Source organism: Chromohalobacter beijerinckii (assembly GCF_023061185.1).
Lineage (GTDB): Bacteria > Pseudomonadota > Gammaproteobacteria > Pseudomonadales > Halomonadaceae > Chromohalobacter > Chromohalobacter beijerinckii.
This window is the reverse complement of record NZ_JAKGAK010000007.1, coordinates 79,704-100,805: the sequence shown is the minus strand read 5'-3', so window position 1 is coordinate 100,805 and position 21,102 is coordinate 79,704. Positions and strand designations below refer to the sequence as shown.

At 62.2% G+C, this 21,102-nt stretch carries 20 protein-coding genes and 1 pseudogene; 11 read left to right on the top strand and 10 right to left on the bottom strand.

The genetic code is table 11. The features are described 5' to 3' along the window. Positions 1-179: 179 nt before the first annotated feature. From L1075_RS07995 to L1075_RS07980, 4 genes are all read right to left on the bottom strand, one after another. Positions 180-1,778: an ABC transporter ATP-binding protein gene (locus tag L1075_RS07995; protein ID WP_246941290.1), complete on the bottom strand. Its 1,599-nt coding sequence runs from the start codon at positions 1,776-1,778 to the stop codon at positions 180-182. 7 nt (positions 1,779-1,785) lie between these two features. After that, positions 1,786-2,685 carry an ABC transporter permease subunit gene (locus tag L1075_RS07990; protein WP_246941288.1) on the bottom strand — a complete coding sequence of 300 codons (900 nt, stop codon included), beginning with the start codon at positions 2,683-2,685 and terminating at the stop codon, positions 1,786-1,788. A gap of 14 nt (positions 2,686-2,699) precedes the next feature. Continuing rightward, the gene (gene oppB / locus L1075_RS07985; RefSeq protein ID WP_246894447.1) at positions 2,700-3,626 is read right to left on the bottom strand and encodes an oligopeptide ABC transporter permease OppB; all 927 of its coding nucleotides are present in this window, start codon (positions 3,624-3,626) and stop codon (positions 2,700-2,702) included. 100 nt (positions 3,627-3,726) lie between these two features. Further along, positions 3,727-5,319 (bottom strand): peptide ABC transporter substrate-binding protein, encoded by a 1,593-nt coding sequence (locus tag L1075_RS07980; protein ID WP_246941286.1) that lies wholly within the window; start codon positions 5,317-5,319, stop codon positions 3,727-3,729. A 264-nt stretch (positions 5,320-5,583) separates the two neighbouring features. Between L1075_RS07980 and prfB the strand changes: the two genes are divergently transcribed. From prfB to rimI, 7 genes are all read left to right on the top strand, one after another. Beyond that, positions 5,584-6,682, top strand: a protein-coding gene (gene prfB / locus L1075_RS07975) for a peptide chain release factor 2 (RefSeq protein ID WP_246894445.1) whose coding sequence is annotated in 2 segments (ribosomal slippage) — positions 5,584-5,658 and positions 5,660-6,682 — 1,098 coding nt in all. Because the reading frame shifts where the segments join, the coding sequence is not laid out codon by codon here. Between the two features lie 159 nt (positions 6,683-6,841). Next, a complete protein-coding gene (gene lysS, locus L1075_RS07970) occupies positions 6,842-8,350 on the top strand; it encodes a lysine--tRNA ligase (RefSeq protein ID WP_246894444.1) in 1,509 nt (502 codons plus the stop codon). A gap of 173 nt (positions 8,351-8,523) precedes the next feature. Next, positions 8,524-8,910, top strand: a complete 387-nt coding sequence (locus L1075_RS07965; protein WP_246894442.1) for a hypothetical protein — start codon at positions 8,524-8,526, stop codon at positions 8,908-8,910. A 106-nt stretch (positions 8,911-9,016) separates the two neighbouring features. After that, a complete protein-coding gene (locus tag L1075_RS07960; RefSeq protein WP_040243368.1) occupies positions 9,017-10,396 on the top strand; it encodes an MFS transporter in 1,380 nt (459 codons plus the stop codon). Positions 10,397-10,462: 66 nt separating this feature from the next. Next, on the top strand, positions 10,463-10,774 hold the full coding sequence (locus L1075_RS07955) for a BolA family protein (RefSeq protein ID WP_040243100.1): 312 nt from the start codon (positions 10,463-10,465) through the stop codon (positions 10,772-10,774). Continuing rightward, complete coding sequence (locus L1075_RS07950) at positions 10,722-11,627, top strand: hypothetical protein (protein ID WP_179861092.1); 906 nt, start codon at positions 10,722-10,724, stop codon at positions 11,625-11,627. Before L1075_RS07955 ends, L1075_RS07950 begins: the two co-directional genes overlap by 53 nt. Continuing rightward, entirely contained in the window at positions 11,611-12,087 is a 477-nt protein-coding gene (gene rimI, locus L1075_RS07945) for a ribosomal protein S18-alanine N-acetyltransferase (protein ID WP_246941284.1), read from the top strand. The genes L1075_RS07950 and rimI overlap by 17 nt, the downstream gene beginning before the upstream one ends. A 33-nt stretch (positions 12,088-12,120) precedes the next feature. Here the strand turns inward: rimI and L1075_RS07940 are convergent, their stop codons facing one another. Both L1075_RS07940 and rsmD read right to left on the bottom strand, forming a co-directional pair. Further along, entirely contained in the window at positions 12,121-12,330 is a 210-nt protein-coding gene (locus tag L1075_RS07940) for a cell division protein ZapB (protein WP_246941282.1), read from the bottom strand. A gap of 123 nt (positions 12,331-12,453) precedes the next feature. After that, positions 12,454-13,077: a 16S rRNA (guanine(966)-N(2))-methyltransferase RsmD gene (gene rsmD / locus L1075_RS07935; protein ID WP_040243365.1), complete on the bottom strand. Its 624-nt coding sequence runs from the start codon at positions 13,075-13,077 to the stop codon at positions 12,454-12,456. Positions 13,078-13,213: 136 nt separating this feature from the next. On the opposite strand from rsmD, the gene ftsY reads away from it, so the two are divergent. The 4 genes and pseudogenes from ftsY to rpoH all read left to right on the top strand — a co-directional run bounded on the left by ftsY (position 13,214) and on the right by rpoH (position 17,355). Further along, a complete protein-coding gene (gene ftsY / locus L1075_RS07930; RefSeq protein WP_246894440.1) occupies positions 13,214-14,674 on the top strand; it encodes a signal recognition particle-docking protein FtsY in 1,461 nt (486 codons plus the stop codon). 4 nt (positions 14,675-14,678) lie between these two features. Further along, on the top strand, positions 14,679-15,347 hold the full coding sequence (gene ftsE / locus L1075_RS07925; RefSeq protein WP_040243093.1) for a cell division ATP-binding protein FtsE: 669 nt from the start codon (positions 14,679-14,681) through the stop codon (positions 15,345-15,347). Beyond that, positions 15,344-16,335 (top strand): annotated as a pseudogene (ftsX, locus tag L1075_RS07920) (permease-like cell division protein FtsX). The gene ftsE and the pseudogene ftsX overlap by 4 nt, the downstream one beginning before the upstream one ends. Positions 16,336-16,488: 153 nt before the next feature. Further along, on the top strand, positions 16,489-17,355 hold the full coding sequence (gene rpoH / locus L1075_RS07915) for an RNA polymerase sigma factor RpoH (protein ID WP_040243090.1): 867 nt from the start codon (positions 16,489-16,491) through the stop codon (positions 17,353-17,355). 94 nt (positions 17,356-17,449) lie between these two features. Here rpoH and slmA read toward each other — a convergent pair whose 3' ends face one another. From slmA to dut, 4 genes are all read right to left on the bottom strand, one after another. Then, a complete protein-coding gene (gene slmA, locus L1075_RS07910) occupies positions 17,450-18,067 on the bottom strand; it encodes a nucleoid occlusion factor SlmA (RefSeq protein WP_040243089.1) in 618 nt (205 codons plus the stop codon). A 104-nt stretch (positions 18,068-18,171) separates the two neighbouring features. Further along, the gene (gene argB, locus L1075_RS07905; protein ID WP_040243087.1) at positions 18,172-19,083 is read right to left on the bottom strand and encodes an acetylglutamate kinase; all 912 of its coding nucleotides are present in this window, start codon (positions 19,081-19,083) and stop codon (positions 18,172-18,174) included. Positions 19,084-19,134: 51 nt separating this feature from the next. Next, positions 19,135-20,547, bottom strand: coding sequence for a phosphomannomutase/phosphoglucomutase (locus L1075_RS07900; protein ID WP_040243086.1), 1,413 nt, complete (start codon positions 20,545-20,547; stop codon positions 19,135-19,137). 72 nt (positions 20,548-20,619) lie between these two features. After that, the gene (dut, locus tag L1075_RS07895) at positions 20,620-21,096 is read right to left on the bottom strand and encodes a dUTP diphosphatase (RefSeq protein ID WP_040243084.1); all 477 of its coding nucleotides are present in this window, start codon (positions 21,094-21,096) and stop codon (positions 20,620-20,622) included. Positions 21,097-21,102: the final 6 nt, after the last annotated feature.

Sequence of the window (21,102 nt, the reverse complement as noted above, 5' to 3'; positions counted from 1 at the left end):
TGGCACCGACAAACACAGCCGTGTATGTCTTTGTAGCTCGCCAGATTTGCTAGGCGAACGCGCTGAGGCTACGCCTCTGCTGAGAGCGTGTATTTAGCATGTGTTAAGGCAGGCCCATTCCTTGCCGCTGCAAATACTGACGCTTGCAGCGGACTAGACGAAGATGGGGGAGGTCAGGGTCAAGCGGCGGCGTCGACGAAGGCGGCCCTCATCAGTTCCTGGGTATAGCGTTCGCGCGGATTGGCGAAGATCTCCTCGGTATTGCCCTGTTCGACGACTTCACCCTCCTTCATCACCAGTACGGTATCGGCCAGCGCACGCACAACCGCGAGATCGTGACTGATGAACAGATAGGTCAGGTCATGCTTTTGCTGCAGGTCGCGCAGCAGGTCGATTACCGTGACCTGCACCGAGCGGTCGAGCGCCGAGGTGGGTTCGTCGAGCAGCAGGAATTCCGGCTTGAGCACCAGCGCCCGGGCGATGGCAATGCGCTGGCGCTGACCACCGGAGAATTCATGCGGGTAGCGATTGCGCATCGCTGGGTCCAGTGCGACTTCTTCGAGCGCCTCGATCACCTGCGCCTCGCGTTGGCGGCGATTGAGCTCGGGGTGGTGTACGCGCAGGCCTTCGCTGATGACCTCGCCGACGGTCATGCGTGGCGACAGTGAGCCGAAAGGGTCTTGAAAGACTACCTGCATGCGCGAGCGCAGGGGACGCATGCTGCCAGTATCGAGCGTGGCGATATCGTGGCCGTCGAAGCGAATCTCGCCGCGACTCTTGAGCAGTCGTAACAGCGCCCGGCCCAGCGTCGACTTGCCCGAGCCGGACTCACCGACGATGCCCACGGTCTGGCCGCGGCGAATGCTCAGGTCGATGCCGCGTACCGCCTCGAAGTACTCGCTGGCACGGAATAGACGCTTCTTGAGCGCGAAGCGTACGCGCACGTCTTCCGCCTCCAGCAGCATTGGCATCGTCGTATCGATGGGCGCTTTGCGACCTCGGGGGTTGGCATCGATCAGCATGCGTGTGTAATCGTGTTGCGGGTTGCCGAATACCTCGCCCGTGGTGCCAGATTCGACGAGCTCACCGTGGCGCATCACGCATACCCGGTCGGCGAAGTGGCGCACAATGCCCAGGTCGTGGGTGATGAACAGGATCGCCATGCCGTAGCGCGACTGAAGGTCCTTGAGCAGCGCCAGAATCTGCGCCTGGACGGTGACGTCGAGCGCGGTGGTGGGCTCGTCGGCGATCAACAACTCCGGCTCGCAGGCCAGCGCCATGGCGATCATCACCCGCTGGCGCTGGCCACCGGAGAGTTCGTAGGGGTAACTGTCGATGCGCCGAGAAGGCTCGGGGATACCCACCTGCTCGAGCAATTCGATGACCTTGGGGCGCGCTTGACGTCTATTGAGACCGAGGTGCTTTTCCAGCACCTCGGCGATCTGTGCCCCGATGCGTTGCAAGGGATTGAGCGAGGTCATCGGCTCCTGGAAGATCATCGAGATGGCGTTGCCGCGGATACGGCGCATGCGTTTGGGCGTGACGCTCAAGAGATCCTCGCCCTTGAAGCGGATGGCGCCAGACGTTTGAGCCAACTCAGGCAAGAGCCGCATCGCGGCGGTCGATGATACCGACTTGCCGGAGCCCGACTCGCCGACCAGTGCCAGCGTCTCGCCGGGCTGGATGGAAAAGCTCACTTCCTTGACGGCCGAGACGGTACCGTTGGGCAGTTGGAAGTCGACGCTCAAGTTGTCGATTTCAAGCAGGTTATCAGCCACGGTCACCTCAGCGTGTTTTCGGGTCCAGGGCGTCTCTCAGCCCATCGCCCAGGAAGTTGAGACAGAACAGCGTCACCGCGAGGAATAGCGATGGCACGAGCAGCAGCCACGGCGCGCTTTGCATCATGTCGGTGCCTTCGGAGATCAATACGCCCCAACTGGTCAGCGGCTCTTGCACGCCAAGACCGAGAAACGACAAAAAGCTCTCCAGCAGGATGACCTTGGGGACGGTGAGTGTGACGTAGATGATCACCGGACCGATGGCGTTGGGGATCAGGTGGCGGGTGACGATCTTGCGATCGCGTACCCCCAATGCGTGGGCGGCTTCGATGAATTCGCGCTGCTTGAGCGCCAGCGTCTGGCCGCGCACGATGCGTGCCATGTCGAGCCACTCGACCGCGCCGATGGCAGCGTAGATCAGGAAGATATTGCGCCCGAAGACCACCATCAAAAGGATGACCAGGAACATGAATGGCAGTGAGTACATGATGTCGACGAAGCGCATCATGAGGCTGTCCAGGCGCCCGCCGACATAGCCGGAGATGGCGCCGTAGAGCACCCCGATCACCAGGCTGACGAAGGTAGCCACCAAGGCCACCGAAAGTGACACGCGGCCGCCATAGAGAGTGCGGGTCAAGAGGTCGCGACCGTTGGCATCGGTACCCAAGAAGTGGCCACTCTCGAGGCTCGGCGCGGCGCTGAAGGCGTTCCAGTCGACGTCGGCCAGTCCCCATGGAAGCAGGTAGGGGCCGATTAGGCAGGTGACAGCGATCACGACCAGTAGCACCAGGCTGACCATCGCCGCCCTGTTCTGCTTGAGGCGTCGCCAAGCATCGCGGCCGAGGCTCTCGCCGGCCGTGGCGTCTGACAGGGAAAGACGGTTATCGGAAAGCGTATCGGTGGTCATGGCATGAGGTCCGGTCAGTCGTCGTAACGGATTTGCGGATCGAGCGCGGAATAGAGCAGGTCGACGAGCAGGTTCATCAGCACGATCAGCGCGCCGTAGAACACCACCGTGCCCATCACCAGGGTGTAGTCGCGGTTGAGCGCGGCCTGAACGAAGTAACGTCCGATGCCGGGAATGCCGAAAATCTGCTCGATCACCACCGAACCGGTGATGATCCCGGCGATCGCCGGCCCCAGGTAGGAAGTGACGGGGAGCAGCGCCGGGCGGATGGCGTGGCGCCAGATCACCTGACGCTCGGAAAGTCCCTTGGCGCGTGCCGTGCGAATGTAATGGCTGCCCAGAACCTCGATCATGCTGGCGCGCATCATCCGCGCGATGTAGGCGATCTGCTGAATCGACAGCGCGATCACCGGTAACACCAGATTGGGTAGGGCACCGCCATTCCAGCCACCGGCCGGCAGCCAGGCGAGCAGCACGCCGAAGACCAGCGCCAGGATCGGCGCGATCACGAAGTTGGGCACCGCGATACCTGCCAGCGCCGTGCCCATGACCGTGTAATCGATCATCGTGTTGCGTCGTAGGGCGGCGATGATGCCCAGCGGGAGTCCGAGCAAAAGTGCGACAAGAATGGCTAGGCCACCGATCTCGAGACTCACCGGAAAGCCTTGGGCGATCAGCTCGGTGACCGAGAAATCCTTGTACTTGAACGACGGTCCGAAATCGCCCTGCAGCAGGTTGCCCATGTAGCGCAGGTATTGCTGGGGCAGGGGCTCATCCAGATGATAGGCCGCCTTGAGGTTGGCCTCGATTTCCGGAGGCAATTGGCGTTCGCCGTCGAACGGTCCTCCCGGTGCGACGCGCATCAGGAAAAACGAGATCGTGATCACGATCAGCAGGGTAGGAACCGCGGTGAGCAGGCGCTTCAGGGTATAACTCAACATGGCAGATCACTGTGTTGGAAAGCCGTCTTCATCGATATCAGGCAGTGCCGCACTCAAACCATGGAAGGTGCCCGAGTGCGGCGGTTTCGACATCCAGTGCTCAGTCGCCGTCGTGAAATTCCACCCAGCGGGAGGGATGGTCATCCTCGGCGTTGTCTTGCCAACCGGTGATCTCGGGATTTACCAGATTGCGTGTCACGTAGTAGAGCAACGGCACCAAGGCGTAGTCGTCGAGGGCGACATTCTCGGCTTTCTCGAGAAGCGCCTCGCGCTTATCGAGATTCAGAGTGTTGGCGGCTTGGTCGAGCAGCTTGTCGTATTCGGCATTGTCGTAGCCGCCGTAGTTATTGCCGACACCGCTACGCAGCAGGGTCAGGAAGTTTTCGGCATCGTTGTAGTCGGCGATCCAGCCGGCGCGGGCGATGTCGAAGTCTCCCTGCTGAAGCGTCTGGTAGTGGACGGTAGCCTCGGCGTTGGTCATCTCGACCTCGACCCCCAATGGCTTCCACATTGCCGCCAGGGCGATGGCGATCTTCTTGTGCTCGTCGGAGGTGTTGTAGCGAAGTTCCAGATGCAACGGATGATCGGGGCCATACCCGGCGTCTTTGATCAGTTGCTTGGCTTTGGCTAGACGCTTGGCGTAGTCACCATCGACATCATCCATGTGCTGGACGTCGTAGTGGCTAGTGCCCGGGGGAACTAACGAAGAGGCGTCCTTGAAACTGCCGGCCATGATCTGCTCGGAGAGTACCTTGCGCCGCGCGACCAGATTCAACGCTTCGCGGACGCGCTTGTCGGCGGTCGGGCGGCCGTCGCGGGTATTGAGCACGTAGTAGTAAGAGCCCAGCATCGGGCTCAGGTGAGTTGCCTCGGGTAGATTGTCCTTGAGCCACTGGTAACGGCTCGACGGATACTCGCGCAGCACATCCAGTTCACCGGCGCGAAAGCGCGAGATACCGGCGTTACGGTCCTCGGTATTGAAGTAGTTGACACCATCGAGGCTGACTTCGTCGGCCTCGTAGTATTCGGGGTTCTTCGCGACGGAAATACGCGATTGCGAGACCCATTCCGTCGGCGTGAAGGCGCCGTTGGTAACGATGTTGTCCATCTTGACCCACTGCTTGCCGTATTCCTCGACGGCATGCTTGGGCAGGGGGTAAGCGGTGTAGTGGGTCAGCAACTGCGGAAAATAAGGCGTCGGCGCGTTGAGCGTCACCTTGAGCGTCTTGCCGTCGTCGAGTGATTCTACGCCCAAGGCGTCGAGCGGCTTCTCGCCGCTGTTGACGACTTCGGCGTTCTGGATCGGGTAGAGCAGGTACGCGTATTTCGAAGCGCTGGCCGGGTCGATGAGGTGCTGCCAGCCGAACACGAAGTCCGCTGCGGTGACCGGTTCGCCATCGGACCATTTGGCGTCGTCGCGCAGATGAAAGGTGTAGGTCTTGCCGTCCTCGGAAATGTCCCAGTCGGTGGCCATGCCGGGGATGGCCTCGCCCTCGGGATTTTTCTTGACCAGCCCTTCGTAGACATCCATCAGGACTTGGGATTCCCAGACGCCGCCGGAGACCTGCGAAGTATCGAACGAGGCCAGTTCGCCCATGACGCCGATGTTGAGGGTCTCGGCCTGAGCCGGTGTTGCCAGGACTAGGGAAGACAGCGCCATGGCGCTGAGTAGGGTATGCGAGTGTCGAAGCATATTGTCTATTCCGCTTGTTGTTGTGCCGGATGCCGCGAAAGGCGCCACATCGTGGGATTACCATCTCTCCGCTTGGCAAAACGTGTCCATTGCAAATTTCGTATATGCTTTTTCACATATTCGATAGGGCGCTTGCGAATGCCGCGAAACGTGGCATGGGATAGCCGCTCGCGGGTGCATTGGCTACAATGTGTCTCTTTTCTTCACCGCGTACCGGCAAGCGCGCCGTTGCGGTGCGAATCAGCGCGCCTGAAAAGGATTCCCATGCAAGAGATCAACCCGATCAACCACCTCCTCAAGGACCTGTCCGAACGGACAGACGTCCTGAGGGGGTATCTTTGACTATGCCACCAAGAAAGAACGGCTAGAGGAAGTTACCCGCGAGCTGGAGAACCCGGACGTGTGGAGCGATCCGGACTACGCGCAGAAACTGGGCAAGGAGCGCGCCACTCTGGAGGCCGTCGTCGAGACTTTCGATGCGTTGGATCAAGGCCTGACAGATCATCAGGAATTGCTTGAGCTGGCGGTGATGGAAGAAGACGACGCCACCATCGACGAAGTGCGAAGCGAACTCGACAAGCTCGAGTCCCAGCTCGCCAAGCTCGAGTTCCGGCGTATGTTTTCCGGCGAGATGGACACCAATAACGCCTATCTCGATATCCAGGCCGGCTCCGGCGGCACCGAGGCCCAGGACTGGGCCAATATACTGCTGCGTATGTACTTGCGCTGGTGCGAACATCACGGCTTCAAGACCGATATTATCGAGTTGTCCAGCGGCGATGTGGCGGGTATCAAGTCCGCGACCTTGCACATTCAAGGCGATTACGCCTTCGGTTGGCTACGCACCGAGACCGGCGTGCATCGCTTGGTACGCAAGAGCCCGTTCGACTCGGGTGGGCGTCGGCATACCTCGTTTGCCTCGGTGTTTCTATCGCCGGAAATCGACGACAACTTCGAGATCGAGGTCAACCCGTCCGATCTGCGCGTCGATACCTATCGTTCCAGCGGTGCCGGCGGCCAGCACGTCAACACCACCGACTCGGCGGTGCGTATCACCCACGAACCCACGGGGATCGTGGTGGCATGTCAAGGCCAGCGCAGCCAGCATGCCAACCGTGACTTCGCCATGAAGCAGCTCAGGGCGAAGTTGTGGGAGCTGGAAATGGACAAGCGTAATGCCGCCAAACAGGAAGCCGAGGACAACAAGTCGGATATCGGCTGGGGCAGCCAGATCCGCTCCTATGTGCTCGATGACCAGCGTATCAAGGATTTGCGCACCGGCGTGCAGTCCAGCAACTGCGAGAAAGTGCTCGACGGCGATCTGGATCAGTTCATCGAGGCGAGCCTGAAACAAGGGCTTTAAGAAAGCCTGAAGAGCGGCACTTCGTGCCTGGAAGCTGTAAGAGGGAAGAAAGATCAAAAGTCAAACTTCAAAAGCCGTGGAGTGGTTGTGGAGTGGTGGTTTGATCTTGGCTTCTAGCTTCTAGCTTCCAGCTTTCTTTTATTCTTCACAGGTAACGATATGGCCAACCAAGACTCCCCTCAGCACGACGAGAATCACCTGATCGCGGAACGCCGCGCCAAGTTGGCGGCACGTCGCGCCCAAGCCGCAGAAGAGGGCGGTAGCGCCTTTCCTAGCGATTTTCGCCGTGACAGTCTCGCGGCTGAACTGCAGGCCGAGCTGGGCGACAAGGACAAGGGCGAGCTGGAAACGCTCGACCGTCAGGCGTCCGTTGCCGGGCGCATCATGCGCCAGCGCGGGCCGTTCATCGTCATCCAGGACGTTTCCGACCAGATTCAACTCTATGTCGATAAGAAAGGCCTGCCCGCCGAGGTGCTGGAGGACGTCAAAAGCTGGGATATCGGCGATATCGTCGCGGCGCGCGGTCCGGTGCATAAGTCCGGCAAGGGCGATCTGTACGTGATGATGGGCGAGGCGCGCTTGCTGACCAAGAGCCTGCGGCCCCTGCCTGATAAGTTTCATGGCTTGACCGACACCGAAGCGCGCTATCGCCAGCGCTACGTCGACCTGATCATGAACCCCGAGTCGCGGCGTGTCTTCGAGGTGCGCTCGCGGGTGATCAGCGGCATTCGGCGCTTTTTGGTCGAGCGCGGTTTCATGGAAGTCGAAACGCCGATGCTGCAGCAGATTCCCGGCGGCGCCACGGCACGGCCGTTCGTCACGCATCACAACGCGCTGGATATCGACATGTACCTGCGCGTTGCGCCGGAGCTGTATCTCAAGCGGCTGGTCGTCGGCGGCTTTGAGCGGGTATTCGAGATCAACCGCAACTTCCGTAACGAGGGGTTATCGACGCGTCATAACCCCGAGTTCACCATGCTCGAGTTCTACTGGGCCTATGCCGATTACCGTGACCTGCTCGACCTGACCGAGGCGATGATTCGCGACGTCGCCCACGACGTGCTGGGCACGACGACGGTTGAGTATCAAGGCACGAACTATGAACTCGGCGAGCCTTTCCAGCGGCTTACCCTACGCCAGTCGATTCTGGAATACGGCGAGGGCATCGGCGAAGGCGATATCGATACCTTTGACGGCGCTCAGGCGACCTGCGAGCGTTTGAGAATTCCCGTCAAGCCGAACTGGGGCTTGGGCAAGCTGCAGACCGAGATCTTCGAGGCTGTTGCGGAAGACAAGCTCGATCGTCCGACGTTCATTACCGAATACCCGGCCGAGGTCAGTCCGCTGGCGCGGCGCAACGATACCAATCCGCACGTCACCGATCGCTTCGAGTTCTTCGTCGGCGGCCGCGAGATCGCCAACGGCTTCTCCGAGCTCAACGATGCCGAGGACCAGGCCGAGCGCTTTGCTGAGCAGGCGGCCGAAAAGGACGCCGGCGATCTAGAGGCGATGTATTACGATGCCGATTACGTCCGCGCGCTGGAATACGGCCTGCCGCCGACGGCGGGTGAGGGCATTGGTATCGACCGCCTGGTCATGTTGCTGACCGATAGCCCGTCGATTCGTGATGTGCTGTTGTTCCCGGCGATGCGTCCTTCCGCCGAGTGAAGGTGCTTTGCTCGTTTGGCCATGGTGCGTCATCTGCGCGCTCCGCACGGGTGGGCGATAGGCGCCCATGGCGGTGCTGTTCGGCCGGGGCGGAAATTATTGGTAAGGGGCGCTTCGAGCGCCCATAATGGCGGCGTTTTGGCGTCGTGCCCCGTCTGTCCAGGAGAATCCCGATGAAACTGCTTAACCGCTCCGCGCTGAGCGTCAAGCCGACCCAGGCGTTCGTTGACTGGATCAACTCGCTGGAGCCCACCGTCGGTGAGGACGATTTGACCCTCGATGATGTCGAGCGTGAAAGCACCGTCTACCTGATCCCGGAAATGGACTCGCCCGAGGTTCTGGCCGCTTACGTACGCGAGCGCCACCTCGATCTGCTCGAGAACGAGTTGAGCGCTTGGGAAGAAGACGCGCGCCAGTGGCCGGAACCGCTCGACTGGGCGCTGTTCGAGCAGTTCCTCGTTGTCGAACACAGCTATCTGGCGTTGGATCTCGATGATGAAGTGCCGCTCGAGATTTCCGAGATCGACGATAGCCTGCTGCTTGAAACCGACGAGGATTGACGCGTTCGGTGAGTAGTGTAGAGAACCGGTGCGCGGCGGCTATTGAGCCGCCGGTGTGTCGCGGGATGAGAGCGTCGGTGAAGGTCAAGGGTATGTTGACGTGCTGATGCGGCGTCTTTTCGTGACACGTCCCGGCGACGAAGGGCTACCCGGCCCCCAGCGCCGCTTGGCGATGCTGGTGATGGTGTTGGGAACGTTGATGTCGGTGCTTGATAACGGCATCGTCAATATCGCGTTGCCCACTCTGGCGCAAGAGTTGACGGTGAGCGAGTCGCGCGCGGTGTGGGTCACTAACGTCTATCAGCTGGTATGCGCGGCCCTGTTGCTGGGATTTGCTGCCTTGAGTCGGCTTATTGGGCGGCGACACCTGTACTTGGGCGGCCTGGCGTTGTTCGTGTTGGCCTCGCTATGTTGTGCGTTGTCGCGCAGTTTCGAATGGCTGGTAGCATCGCGCATGTTGCAAGGCATCGGCGCTGCGGCGATGTTGAGCATTGGCCCATCCATGTATCGCTTGATCTTTCCCTCGCGGCTGTTGGGCTCGGCAATCGGTATGGGTGCCTTGGTGGTGGCCTTCGGCATCGCCTTCGGCCCATCGCTGGGCGGCATCATCCTGCATTTCGCGAGTTGGCCGTGGCTGTTCGCGATCAACGTGCCGCTGGGGCTGCTTGCCTTGATCCTGGGGATTCGCGCGCTACCCAGCGAGACGATCGAGTCCCGGGGATTCGATTGGCTAGGGGCACTGCTCTCGGCCTCGATGCTCAGCGGTTTCGTGTTTTCGCTCGATCATATCGGCCACGGTGCGCGCGGTACGAGTGCCTGGTTGCCGTTGCTGCTCAGCGTGCTGTGCCTGGTGCTGTTCGTGTGGCGCCAACGAAGCGCGAATGCGCCCTTGGTGCCGTTGCCCATGTTTCGTGCCACGCGCTTTAGCATCGCCGCGATGATCTCGCTGATGGCCTTCGTTGCCCAGGGAATCACCTTCGTAGGGCTGCCGTTCATGTTTCAGACGGTGATGGGCGCGACGCCGCTCGAGGCGGCCTTGCTATTCACCCCCTGGCCACTAGCGCTGATGCTGATAGGGCCGCTCTCGGGGCGGCTCGCCGACCGCTTCAATCCGACATTGATCTCGTCGCTCGGCCTGGCGATCTTCCTACTCGGGATGCTGAGCCTGGTAACGCTGACGGCCGAGTCTGGCGCCGTGTCGATTGCTTGGCGGGCAGTGTTATGCGGGGTTGGCTATGGGCTTTTCCAGGCGCCTAACAATCGCGAGATGATCGGCAGCGTGGCGTTGACCTATAGCGCCAATGCCTCGGGCGTGCTGGCCTCGGTACGGACCTTCGGCCAAGCCTTGGGGACCGCCTCCGTGGGGTTGATGCTGGCACTTTCCTGGGGCTCGCTGTCGTATGCGCTGTGGCTGGGCTGTGCCAGTGTGGTGGTGGCATTGGCACTCAGTGTGTGGCGGATTCCGCTGGCGCGCGCCAAGGCGTGAGCGATGCTTATTCCCCACCGCGGGAAACGTTACAATGACGCGTATCCGACAGAGGAGGAAGGTGTCATGAGTGTTCAGGCACGTATCGAAGAGAAGCTGCAGTCACTCGACCCCGAGCATGCGGCGGTCGAGAACGAAAGCCACATGCACAATGTGCCGCCGGACTCCGAAACGCACTTCAAGGTGACGTTGGTCGCCGAGCGCTTCGCGGGCCTGATGCCGGTCAAGCGCCATCAGCAGGTCTACGCGTTGCTCGCCGACGAGCTTTCCGGTCCGGTGCACGCTTTGGCCTTGCACCTCTATACGCCCGAGGAATGGCACCAGCGTGCCGCGACGCGTCCGGATTCTCCCAATTGTCGAGGCGGCGGCGCAGGCTGACATGGTAGGCGACGTCCAGCGGTTGCAATATCTCGAGGCTATGGGGCTTGGTGCTTGGACCAGCCGTTATCGGCTGCCCAATGCGCTGCCTACGCCTGCGTGCGAATGGGAAGCGGCACCGGTCGAAGCGCCGACGAGCCACGGTGCGCGCTTGCAAGCGCTGCTCGACGACGCGGCGAAGGTACCGTCGACGCCATCTTCGAGCGAGGCGTCTTCGGGAGCAACGCCGTCGCGAGATACCGGCAAGCCGGTCGTGAATGCATCTGCACGGGCATTGTTGCTGGGTGATGCGCCGCCCGCGTCGTCGTCTTCGGCACCGGAGCCTGCCACCGAAGCCGAACCAGCGACGCCGACCGCGGATGTCGGCGAGACCGAGGCGCACACGGCGCTGCGCTACGACCTGCAAGTCGCGGCCTTGGAGGGGCGCTGGTTGCTGCTGGTGCCCGAGGCTAGCGCACCCGATCGAGTGGCGCATGAACTGCTTGGCAACCTGCTGCGCGCGGCCGGCATTGCCGTGGATGTGGCGCTCGAGTTCCGCAGCTTTCAATGGCCGCTCGTCGATAACGCGCCGGCGACAGCGCCCCTGGACGAGGCGCGCGATGGCTTGCGTGCCTATCTCGCTGGCCAGGCGCGGCGCGGCTGGCGCCCCGAGCGGCTGTTGGTGTTCGGCCAGAATACGACCCTGGACGCGGTACTGGCTCTCGAGGAAGCACGCAGCGAGACCTTAAGCTTGCCATGCTGGACGCTGCCGTCGTTGTCGGAGCTTAAGTCGTCCGCCGCTGCCAAGCGCGCTTTGTGGCCGCAGCTTGCGTCATGGCGCGAGGCCTGGGCCGGACATGACGATGCATCTTGAGCGTCTCGCTGTGGCGCATCTGGAATCCGTGGCGGCGCTCGAGGAAGCAGGGCAGGTACACCCTTGGAGGCGAGCGACCCTCGCGCAGGCACTCGCCGACGACACCCTGGAAGTCTGGGGGGCGTGGCGTGATGCGGTCCTACTAGGGTATGCGGTGCTTGCCTGGTTGCCCTTCGAAGCCGAGCTGCAAGCGATCACCGTGGTGCCACACGCGCGTCGTCAGGGCGTAGCAGGCATGTTGCTCGCACATCTCGTGACGCGCTCCCGACAAGGCGGTGCCGAGCGCTTACTGCTGGAAGTGCGCGAAAGCAACGCGCCCGCCCTGGCGCTGTACCGTCGATACGGTTTCAGCGAAGATGGGCGTCGGCGTGGTTACTATCCTCCCGTAGAGGCGAGAGGCAGCGAACGGGAAGCGGCGGTCCTGATGTCGGTGTCGCTCCAAGCACGAGCGGTCGACTGACGACGCTTCCCGTTTTGAAGTATTGGTTCTGGGTTACTGGCTTTGCGCGTTGTCGCTGGTGTCGTCTTCGATATCCTGGAACTTGCCTAACAGTCCGTTAAGACGGCGCTCCCATTCATCACGCTCCTGCTTGAGGCGCGTGTTCTCCTCGCGCAGCTCTTCCGCCTCCATTTTCAGCATCTCGATGGTCTCGACAGCGTTCTGCACCTTCTGCTCGAGCTGGTTGAAGAGTTCGAGGCTCATGGACTTCTCCTACACGTTGGATGGGGCGATGCGAGTGGCACGGGCGAATCTTGCCGAGCCGTTGGCGGCTAGCGTACGCGCGCGCGGCGCGCGCGACAAGCGTCTCCAGGCCCCGACAGGGCGTCAGGTAGCGCGGTGGCGGCGATAAAGACGCCCGATGCCATCGCCGGCGCGCACCTCGCGATGCAGTTGCCAGTTAGCGGGCACCTGAGGCACGCTCTCGTGCTCTATTTCCAGATAGATCAATGCCTCCTCACTGAGCCAACCGTGCTCCTCTAGCGCTTGGCAGGCATCGACGGCGTGGCCCTGACGAAAGGGCGGATCGAGGAACACGATATCGAAGGGCGTGACGGGGCCGGCGAGAAATGCCATGGCGGGTTGGCGCTGCACATGGCCATTGGCGCCCAGCGTGTCGATATTGGTGCTCAGGCTGGCGGCGACATCGCTTTCGGTCTCCACGAAAAGGGCCTGAGCGGCGCCGCGCGAGAGTGCCTCTAGCCCTAGCGCACCGGTACCGGCGTACAAGTCCAGAACGTGTGCGCCGGCGAGCTCGAAGGCCAGCCAGTTGAACAGCGTCTCGCGGATGCGGTCCGGCGTGGGGCGCAGGCCGGGCCGCTCGAGCACGGGCAGCTGGCGACGACGGTAGTCGCCGCCGATGAGGCGCAAGCGTCCGTTTGCGCGTGACGGCGATGCGCGGCGTGTGCCACGGGCAGGGCGCTTGGAGGAGGAGGAACGACGTCGATTCATGATGAGCGGATTGTACCGCCACCCGCCGCACAGTGATAGGATGTGGCGATTCAGACACTTCAGGACGCCGGGCGTCATTCCCGCCGTGTCGCGGGGAGCGTGGCGCGCGTCGTCCGCGTAGACGTAGATCACGCCCATGTTCGGTTTTTTAAAGCGTAAGAAGAAGCAAGAGTCTCCTGCCCAGGACGTCGATGAGTCGCAAGAGGATGCGGCGGCGCTCGACAAGGAAGAGGACGGCACCGGTCACGAGGAATCGACCGACGATGAGGCGCGTCGCGCCGTTGGAACGGTCGATCCCGACTCGGGCGAGGCGGCCGAGATTGTCCCCGAGCCGTATGAAACCCAGGCCGCACGCGAAGCCTTGGACGACCCCGAGGTAACGCCCCGCGATGGTGCCATGGGCGATGCCCGGCCGCTCGATCCCAATGCCGAGGCACTCGCCGAGGACGTCGCCCCCGCCGAGGCATCGCCAGAATCTTCTCAGGCGGCTGCCGAGCCGGAGACGATTGCCGAGCCCGAGCCCGAGCCCGAGCCCGAGCCCGAGCCCGACGAGGGTGAGACGCGCACCGACGCGGCCGATACAGCGCCGCAGGCACCAACTTCGACGCAGATCGACGAGTCGGCCAGCGTGGCGCAACCCCGCGAGCGTCCCAAGAAGAAGAGTTGGTTCGCACGCATCAAGTCGGGGCTCGGCAAGACGCGGGCCAATTTCACCGAGGGTCTGGCAGGGCTGTTTCTGGGCAAGAAGCAGATCGACGATGAATTGATGGAGGATCTCGAGACCCAACTGCTGATGGCGGATGTGGGGATCGAGGCGACCACCGAGATCATCGACCGCCTGACTGAGCGCGTCTCGCGTAAGGAATTGAAGGATCCGCAGGCGCTTTACTCAGCCTTGCAAGAAGAACTCCAGGATCTGCTCGACCCGGTTGCCCAGCCGCTGGCGTTGCCGCCCAAGGGTGAAGGGCCGTTCGTGATCCTGATGGTCGGCGTCAATGGCGTTGGCAAGACCACTACCATCGGCAAACTGACTCAGCGTTTCCAGAACGAAGGACGCAGTGTGATGCTGGCGGCGGGTGATACCTTTCGCGCGGCGGCGGTAGAGCAGCTCAAGGTATGGGGCGAGCGCAACCAGGTGCCGGTAGTGGCGCAGCACACCGGCGCCGATAGCGCTTCGGTCATCTACGATGCGCTCTCCGCCGCCAAGGCGCGTGGTGTCGACGTGTTGATCGCCGATACCGCTGGACGCCTGCACAACAAGAGCCACCTGATGGAAGAGCTCAAGAAGGTGCGTCGCGTGATGGCCAAGCTCGACGAACAGGCGCCCCACGAGGTAATGCTGGTGCTGGATGCGGGCACCGGACAGAACGCGTTGTCCCAGGCCTCGACCTTCAACGAAGCGGTGCCGGTGACCGGCATCACCTTGACCAAGCTCGATGGCACCGCCAAGGGCGGCATCATCTTCGCCCTGGCCAAGCAGTTGGGCACGCCGATTCGTTTCATCGGTGTGGGCGAGACCCTCGACGACTTGCGACCGTTCGCCGCCGAGGACTTCGTCTCAGCGCTGTTCGAGCGCGACACGGGCGGAGACGCGTAGCGGTATGATCGTCTTCGAGCATGTCGGCAAACGTTACGGCGGGCGCTCCGAGGCCCTCGCCGATATCAACTTCCGGGTGGGGCGGGGCGAAATGTTGTTCCTCACCGGGCATTCGGGGGCCGGCAAGAGCTCGCTGCTGCGCTTGATCATGCGCCTGGAAAAGCCTTCACGGGGTCGCGTACTAGTGGCCGGTCACGACCTCGACCGCTTTCATCTCAGCCAAATCCCTTACTATCGCCGCCAAATCGGGGTGGTGTTCCAGGACCACCAGTTGCTGTTCGACCGCAGCGTTTTCGCCAACGTGGCGCTGCCGTTGGAGATTCAGGGCGTGGAGCCCCGCGAGTCGGCGCGCCGTGTACGGGCGGCATTGGACAAGGTCGGTCTACTGTATCGGGAAACGGCGCTGCCCATCGAACTCTCGAGCGGTGAACGCCAACGCATCGGTATTGCGCGAGCGGTGGTCAACAAGCCGTCGTTGCTGCTCGCCGACGAGCCTACCGGCAACCTCGACCCACAGCTCTCGGCCGATATCATGCGGCTGTTCGAGGATTTCAACCGAATCGGTACCACGGTGATGGTTGCAAGCCACGACCTGGCCCTGATCACGCGCCTACGGCACCGTGTCCTGCGTCTGCGTGAGGGGCGGTTGGTCGGCGACGAGGAGGCGGCATGACCCGACGCACGACGTCTTCTGAAAGCCAGCGTCCCGCGCGTCGTGGCGCCCGAGCCTCTCAGGTAGGTCTGGAAAGTCGCACGCGAGCCTGGCTGCGTCATCATCGCGCGATGTGGCTCGATAGTGCTCAGCGGCTCGCCAAACGCCCGCTGAGCAGCCTGTTGACCATGCTGGCGATCGCCATCGCTCTGGTGTTGCCCAGCGGGCTATGGCTGGCGCTGGACAGCGCCCGATTGCTGGATGCCGAGCTCGATGAAAGCGCGACCGTGACCGTCTATCTCGATACGCGCCTCGATGAGCGCGCGGCGATGGATGTCGCTGCGCGACTGCGCGATCAGACCCCTGTGGCGGGAGCGCGCCTGGTGACTGCCGCCGAAGGCCTGGCCGAATTCCAGCAAGGCGTCGGACTCGAGGATGCATTGGCTTCGTTGGAAGACAATCCGCTACCCGCAGCGGTGGTGGTTACTCCGGCCGATACCGACCCCGATGCGGTGCGTGTGCTGGCGAGTAACCTCGAAGCGGTCGATGGCGTCGACGAGGCGCGTGTCGATCTCGCTTGGCTGGAGCGTCTGCGGCGGCTGGCTGAATTGGGGCAGCGTTTGGCGCTGGCGCTGGCGGGGTTGTTCGGGTTGGGCGTGCTGCTAGTGGTTGGCAACACCATTCGCTTGGCGGTGGAGAGCCGTCGTCAGGAGATCGAGGTGGTGACCTTGATCGGGGCTACGCATGCGTTCGTACGCCGCCCGTTCCTGTATAGCGGTGCCTGGTACGGCCTGGGGGGAGGCGTGCTGGCAATCGTACTACTGGTCCTGGGGGGCATTGGTTGTCAGCGCCGGTCACCGCCTTGGCCGAGAGTTACGGGGCACACTTCACGTTGCCGCGACTAGGCCTCGGGGGATCGGTTTTGCTATGTTTTTGTAGTACACTGCTTGGCTGGCTGGGTGCTTGGTTAGCCGTCGGCCGTCATCTTGCCGACATCAAACCCCGCTAGGCTTGACAAGCCTGATGGCATGTATTGAACTTTCGTTCAAGTTAGCCTTCTAATGGGTCATACGTGTTATCAGGCACATGATTCCTTCGCCGTGCAGCCGTGGATGTTGGATACGCCACGCACGCAGGGTGAACAACCGATGGAGACATCTGCATGAGCAACAGTCTTCAGCCCGTGGGTCATCTTTCTCCCGGCCATGACCTGAATGGTTACATTCAGGCCGTCAATCGTATTGCTGTGCTGTCATCAGACGAGGAGCGAGAGCTGGGCTTCCGTCTGTACGAACAGGGGGATCTCGAAGCGGCGCGGCGGCTTGTCATGTCGCACCTGCGTTTCGTGGTGCACATCGCACGCAGCTATTCCGGCTACGGTCTGCCTCAGGCCGACCTGATTCAGGAAGGCAACGTCGGCTTGATGAAAGCCGTCAAGCGTTTCGATCCGAATCAGGGAGTGCGCCTGGTATCGTTTGCCGTGCACTGGATCAAGGCCGAGATTCACGAATACGTGCTGCGCAACTGGCGCATCGTGAAGATCGCCACCACCAAGGCCCAACGCAAGCTGTTCTTCAATCTGCGTGGTGCCAAGAAGCGCTTGGCGTGGCTCAACAATGATGAGGTCGATGCCATCGCCAAGGATCTCGACGTCAAGCCGCAGGTGGTGCGTGAGATGGAAGGCCGTCTCTCGTCGTTCGATGCCGGCTACGATGCCTCGCCTTCTGAAGATGAAGATCAGGGCTATCAGGCGCCGGTCCATTACCTCGATGATGAGCGCTACGATCCTGCCGCGCAGCTCGAAGCTGCGGACTGGGAAGAGGATTCCTCGCACCGCTTGCAGTCGGCGCTGGGTGAGCTCGACGAGCGTTCGCAGGATATCCTCAAGCGTCGCTGGCTTTCCGAGTCCAAGTCCACGCTGCATGAGCTGGCCGACGTGTACGGCGTCTCAGCCGAGCGTATTCGCCAGCTCGAGAAGAACGCCATGAAGAAGATCAAGCAGCAGCTCGGTGACTCCTTCGCTGCCTGAGTTTGAGCGCTAATTCGAAAAGATAGACGCGAGACGATCAGTCCGCGAAAGCGATAATGCCCGGCCATGTGCCGGGCATTATCGTATGCAGCGTCTACACGTGGGCAGGGTGCGGTATAGCGACCAGCAGGCGGGCGGAGAGCATCTGCCACTGATCTTCCCAGTGCTCGGTGGGCAGGCGCCGGAAGTCGCTGCGCACGTATTGCGTGATGCGCCCATCGGCGGTGGCCAGCAGCAGGTTGGCAGCGGCCGAGACCTGTAGCGTGGTGCGCAAGCCTTCGTGAATCTCGGCTTCGCGCAGGATCTGCTTGAGCTGGGTTTCCAGGCGGTCGAAGAGCTGCGTCATGCGCACGCGCAAGCGCGCGGTCTCGCCGGTCAAGGCATCGCCACCGAGTAGCCGACACAGGCCGGGGTTCTTTTCGGCGAAGCCCAGCAGCAGTGTCAGAATATGATGACAGCGCGCCAGTGCCTGCGGCTCTTCATCGAGAATGCGACGGATGCGCTCGAACAGCGTCTCCTCTATGAATTCGATCAGCCCTTCGAACATCCGCGCCTTGCTGGGGAAATGCCGGTAGAGGGCGGCTTCGCTGACGCCGACCTGGCGGGCCAGCGCGGCGGTGGTGATCCGCTTGCCGCTGTCCTCCTGCAACATCAGCGCCAGCGCCTGGAGGATCTGCTCCCGGCGAGTTTGCTTAGGTGTTTCCTGCGTCATCGATATTCTTCTATTGGAATCGTGTTAGCCCATCCTAATGGGCTGCCGGGATGCCGACAAATCGTCGCGCATCGCGGCGCACCGTCCCGGGTGCGAGGAGAGTGTCAGTCCGTGGTGCTTTCGATGTCGGTGATCAGCGTGCCGACACCGGCGTTGGTGAAAATCTCCAGTAGCGTGGCATGCGGCACGCGGCCGTCGATGATATGCGAACTGGCCACGCCGCCTTTGACGGCATCCAACGCGCAGCGAATCTTGGGCAGCATGCCGCCATGGATGGTGCCATCGCCAATCATGGCGTCCACCTGGGCGGTGGAAAGGCCGGTCATGACCTCGCCCTCGGCATTCATCAGCCCGGCGACGTTGGTCAGTAGCATCAGCTTCTCGGCACTCAGTGCTTCGGCGACCTTACCGGCGACCAGGTCGGCGTTGATATTGTAGCTATGACCTTCCGCATCGACGCCGATCGGCGCGATCACGGGAATGAAATCGCGTGCGGTGAGCATCTCGATGAGGTCAGTGGCGATGTGCTCGACCTCACCGACATGGCCGATGTCGATGATCTCCGGGGCGGTCATCTCTGGACTTTGATGCTCGACGCGCAACTGGCGTGCGGTGATCTGTGCGCCGTCCTTGCCGGTCAAGCCGATGGCCTTGCCGCCGCTGCGGTTGATCAGGTTGACGATGCTCTTGTTGACCAGCCCACCGAGCACCATCTCGACCACGTCCATGGTCTCGGCATCGGTGACACGCATGCCGCCGACGAAGCGCGACTCGATGTTCAGACGCTTGAGAAGGTCGCCGATCTGCGGGCCGCCGCCATGCACCACCACCGGATTGATGCCGACTTCCTTCATCAGCACCATGTCACGGGCGAAGGAGTCGATCAGGGTGTCTTCGGTCATGGCGTTGCCGCCGTACTTCACTACCACTGTCTTGCCGGAGAAGCGCTGGATGTAAGGCAGCGCCTCCGACAGGATCTCGACCACTAGACGCGGGTCGCGTGCGTGTTCATTCATGAAGGTTGTCTCCTTGGAAGCGGCCGGTGCTCAGGCACCGGCCGCCGAGCATCAGAAGGGGAGATCGGCCTCGGGGGCGACCTGCTTGAGGGCGTCGCGGAATTGGCCTTGAATGCGTGCCAGGGCTTCCTCGCTCTTGCCCTCGAAGCGCAGCACCAGCATGGGCGTGGTATTGGACGCGCGGCACAGGCCCCAGCCGTCGGCATAGTCGACCCGGATGCCGTCGAGGGTGGTCTTCACGCCGTCGTCGCCGAAGTCGCCTTCCCGAGCGAGCTTGTCGACGATGGCGAACTTGTTCTCGTCGCTGACCTTGGCATTGAGCTCTGGCGTGCTGAGGTCCTGCGGGAAGCGCTCAAAGAAGGCGTCGGCGTCCAGACCCTGCGTGGCGCGTTGCTTGGCAAGGATTTCCAGCAGCCGCGCGGCGCCATACAGGCCGTCGTCGAAACCGTACCAGCGTTCCTTGAAGAAGATATGGCCGCTCATTTCGCCGGCCAGCGCCGCGCCGGTTTCCTTCATGCGCGCCTTGATCAGCGAGTGCCCGGTGCGCCACATCTCGGGCGTGCCGCCGGCATTCTCGACCACCTGGGCCAGGTTGCCGGTGCACTTGACGTCGAAGATGATGCGCGCACCGGGACTACGTTGCAGCAGGTCCTCGGCGAAGGCCATCATCAGGCGGTCAGGGTAGATTACCTCGCCCTTGGGCGTGACCACGCCGAGACGGTCGCCATCGCCGTCGAAGGCCAGGCCAATGTCCGCGCCGGTTTCCTTGACGGTGCGGATCAAGTCCTCGAGGTTTTCCAGCTTACCGGGATCGGGGTGGTGATTGGGGAAATCGCCGTCGATTTCGGCGAACAGCGGTATCGTTTCCGCTCCCAGGCGCTCGATCAGTTGCGGGCCGAGCTCGCCAGCCACGCCGTTGCCGCAGTCGACCACGGCCTTGATCTTCCCGCTCAGACTGATATCGCCGAGGATGCGTTCGAGATATGCCTCGCGCACATCCATTTCCCGCAGGCTACCTTCACCTTCCCCGAGCGCGTCGTCCTGAATGCGCTGATAAAGCGCGGTGATGGCGTCGCCGGAGAGCGTTTCGCCGCCTAGCACGATCTTGAAGCCGTTGTAGTCGGGCGGGTTGTGGCTGCCCGTGACCATGACGCCGGAGCTGGTGCCCTCCAGCGTGTGCGTGGCGAAGTAGAGCACCGGCGTGGGCACCATGCCGATGTCGATCACATCGCGTCCCGCGTCGCGCAGGCCACGGATCAGGGCCGCTTGCAGGCGCTTACCCGAGTGGCGGCCGTCGCGGGCGACGACCACGGTGGCTTCGTCGCGGTTGGCGGCTTCGGCCCCGATGGCACGACCGATCAACTCGACGCCGTCCTCGGTCAGGCTGTCGTCGACGATGCCGCGAATGTCATAGGCGCGGAAAATGGACGCGCTGATGGATGTATTGGGAGCTTGTTGGCTCATGGTGAATCCCTTCAAGTCGATGGCCGTGTGGCCTTGAACATCGGGGCGACCGTCAGCGTCGCCCGCCCGAACTCAATGACGGCCGGAGTGACCGAAGCCACCTCCAGCGCGCTCGCTGGCGGCGAAGTCCTCGACGATGTCGAGCTTGGCCTGTATCACGGGCACAAGTACATATTGTGCCAAGCGCTCGCCCGGTTCCAGAACGAACGTCTGGTTGCCGCGGTTCCAGACCGAGATCATCAGCTCGCCTTGATAGTCGGAGTCGATCAGGCCGACGAGATTGCCCAGCACGATGCCATGCTTATGCCCCAAGCCGGAGCGCGGCAGGATCATGCCGGCAAGTCCCGGATCGCCGATGTGCACGGCGAGGCCGGTGCGCACCAGCTCGCAGTCGCCCGGGGCCAGCGTCAGCGGGCCATCGAGCAAGGCGCGCAAATCCATACCGGCGCTGCCGGTGGTGGCGTAACCGGGAAGCGGGAAGTCGTGTACGCGTTCGTCCAGAATCTTCACCGACAAGGTCGTGTCGGCAGACAACGAGGCATCTGACATGAGAGT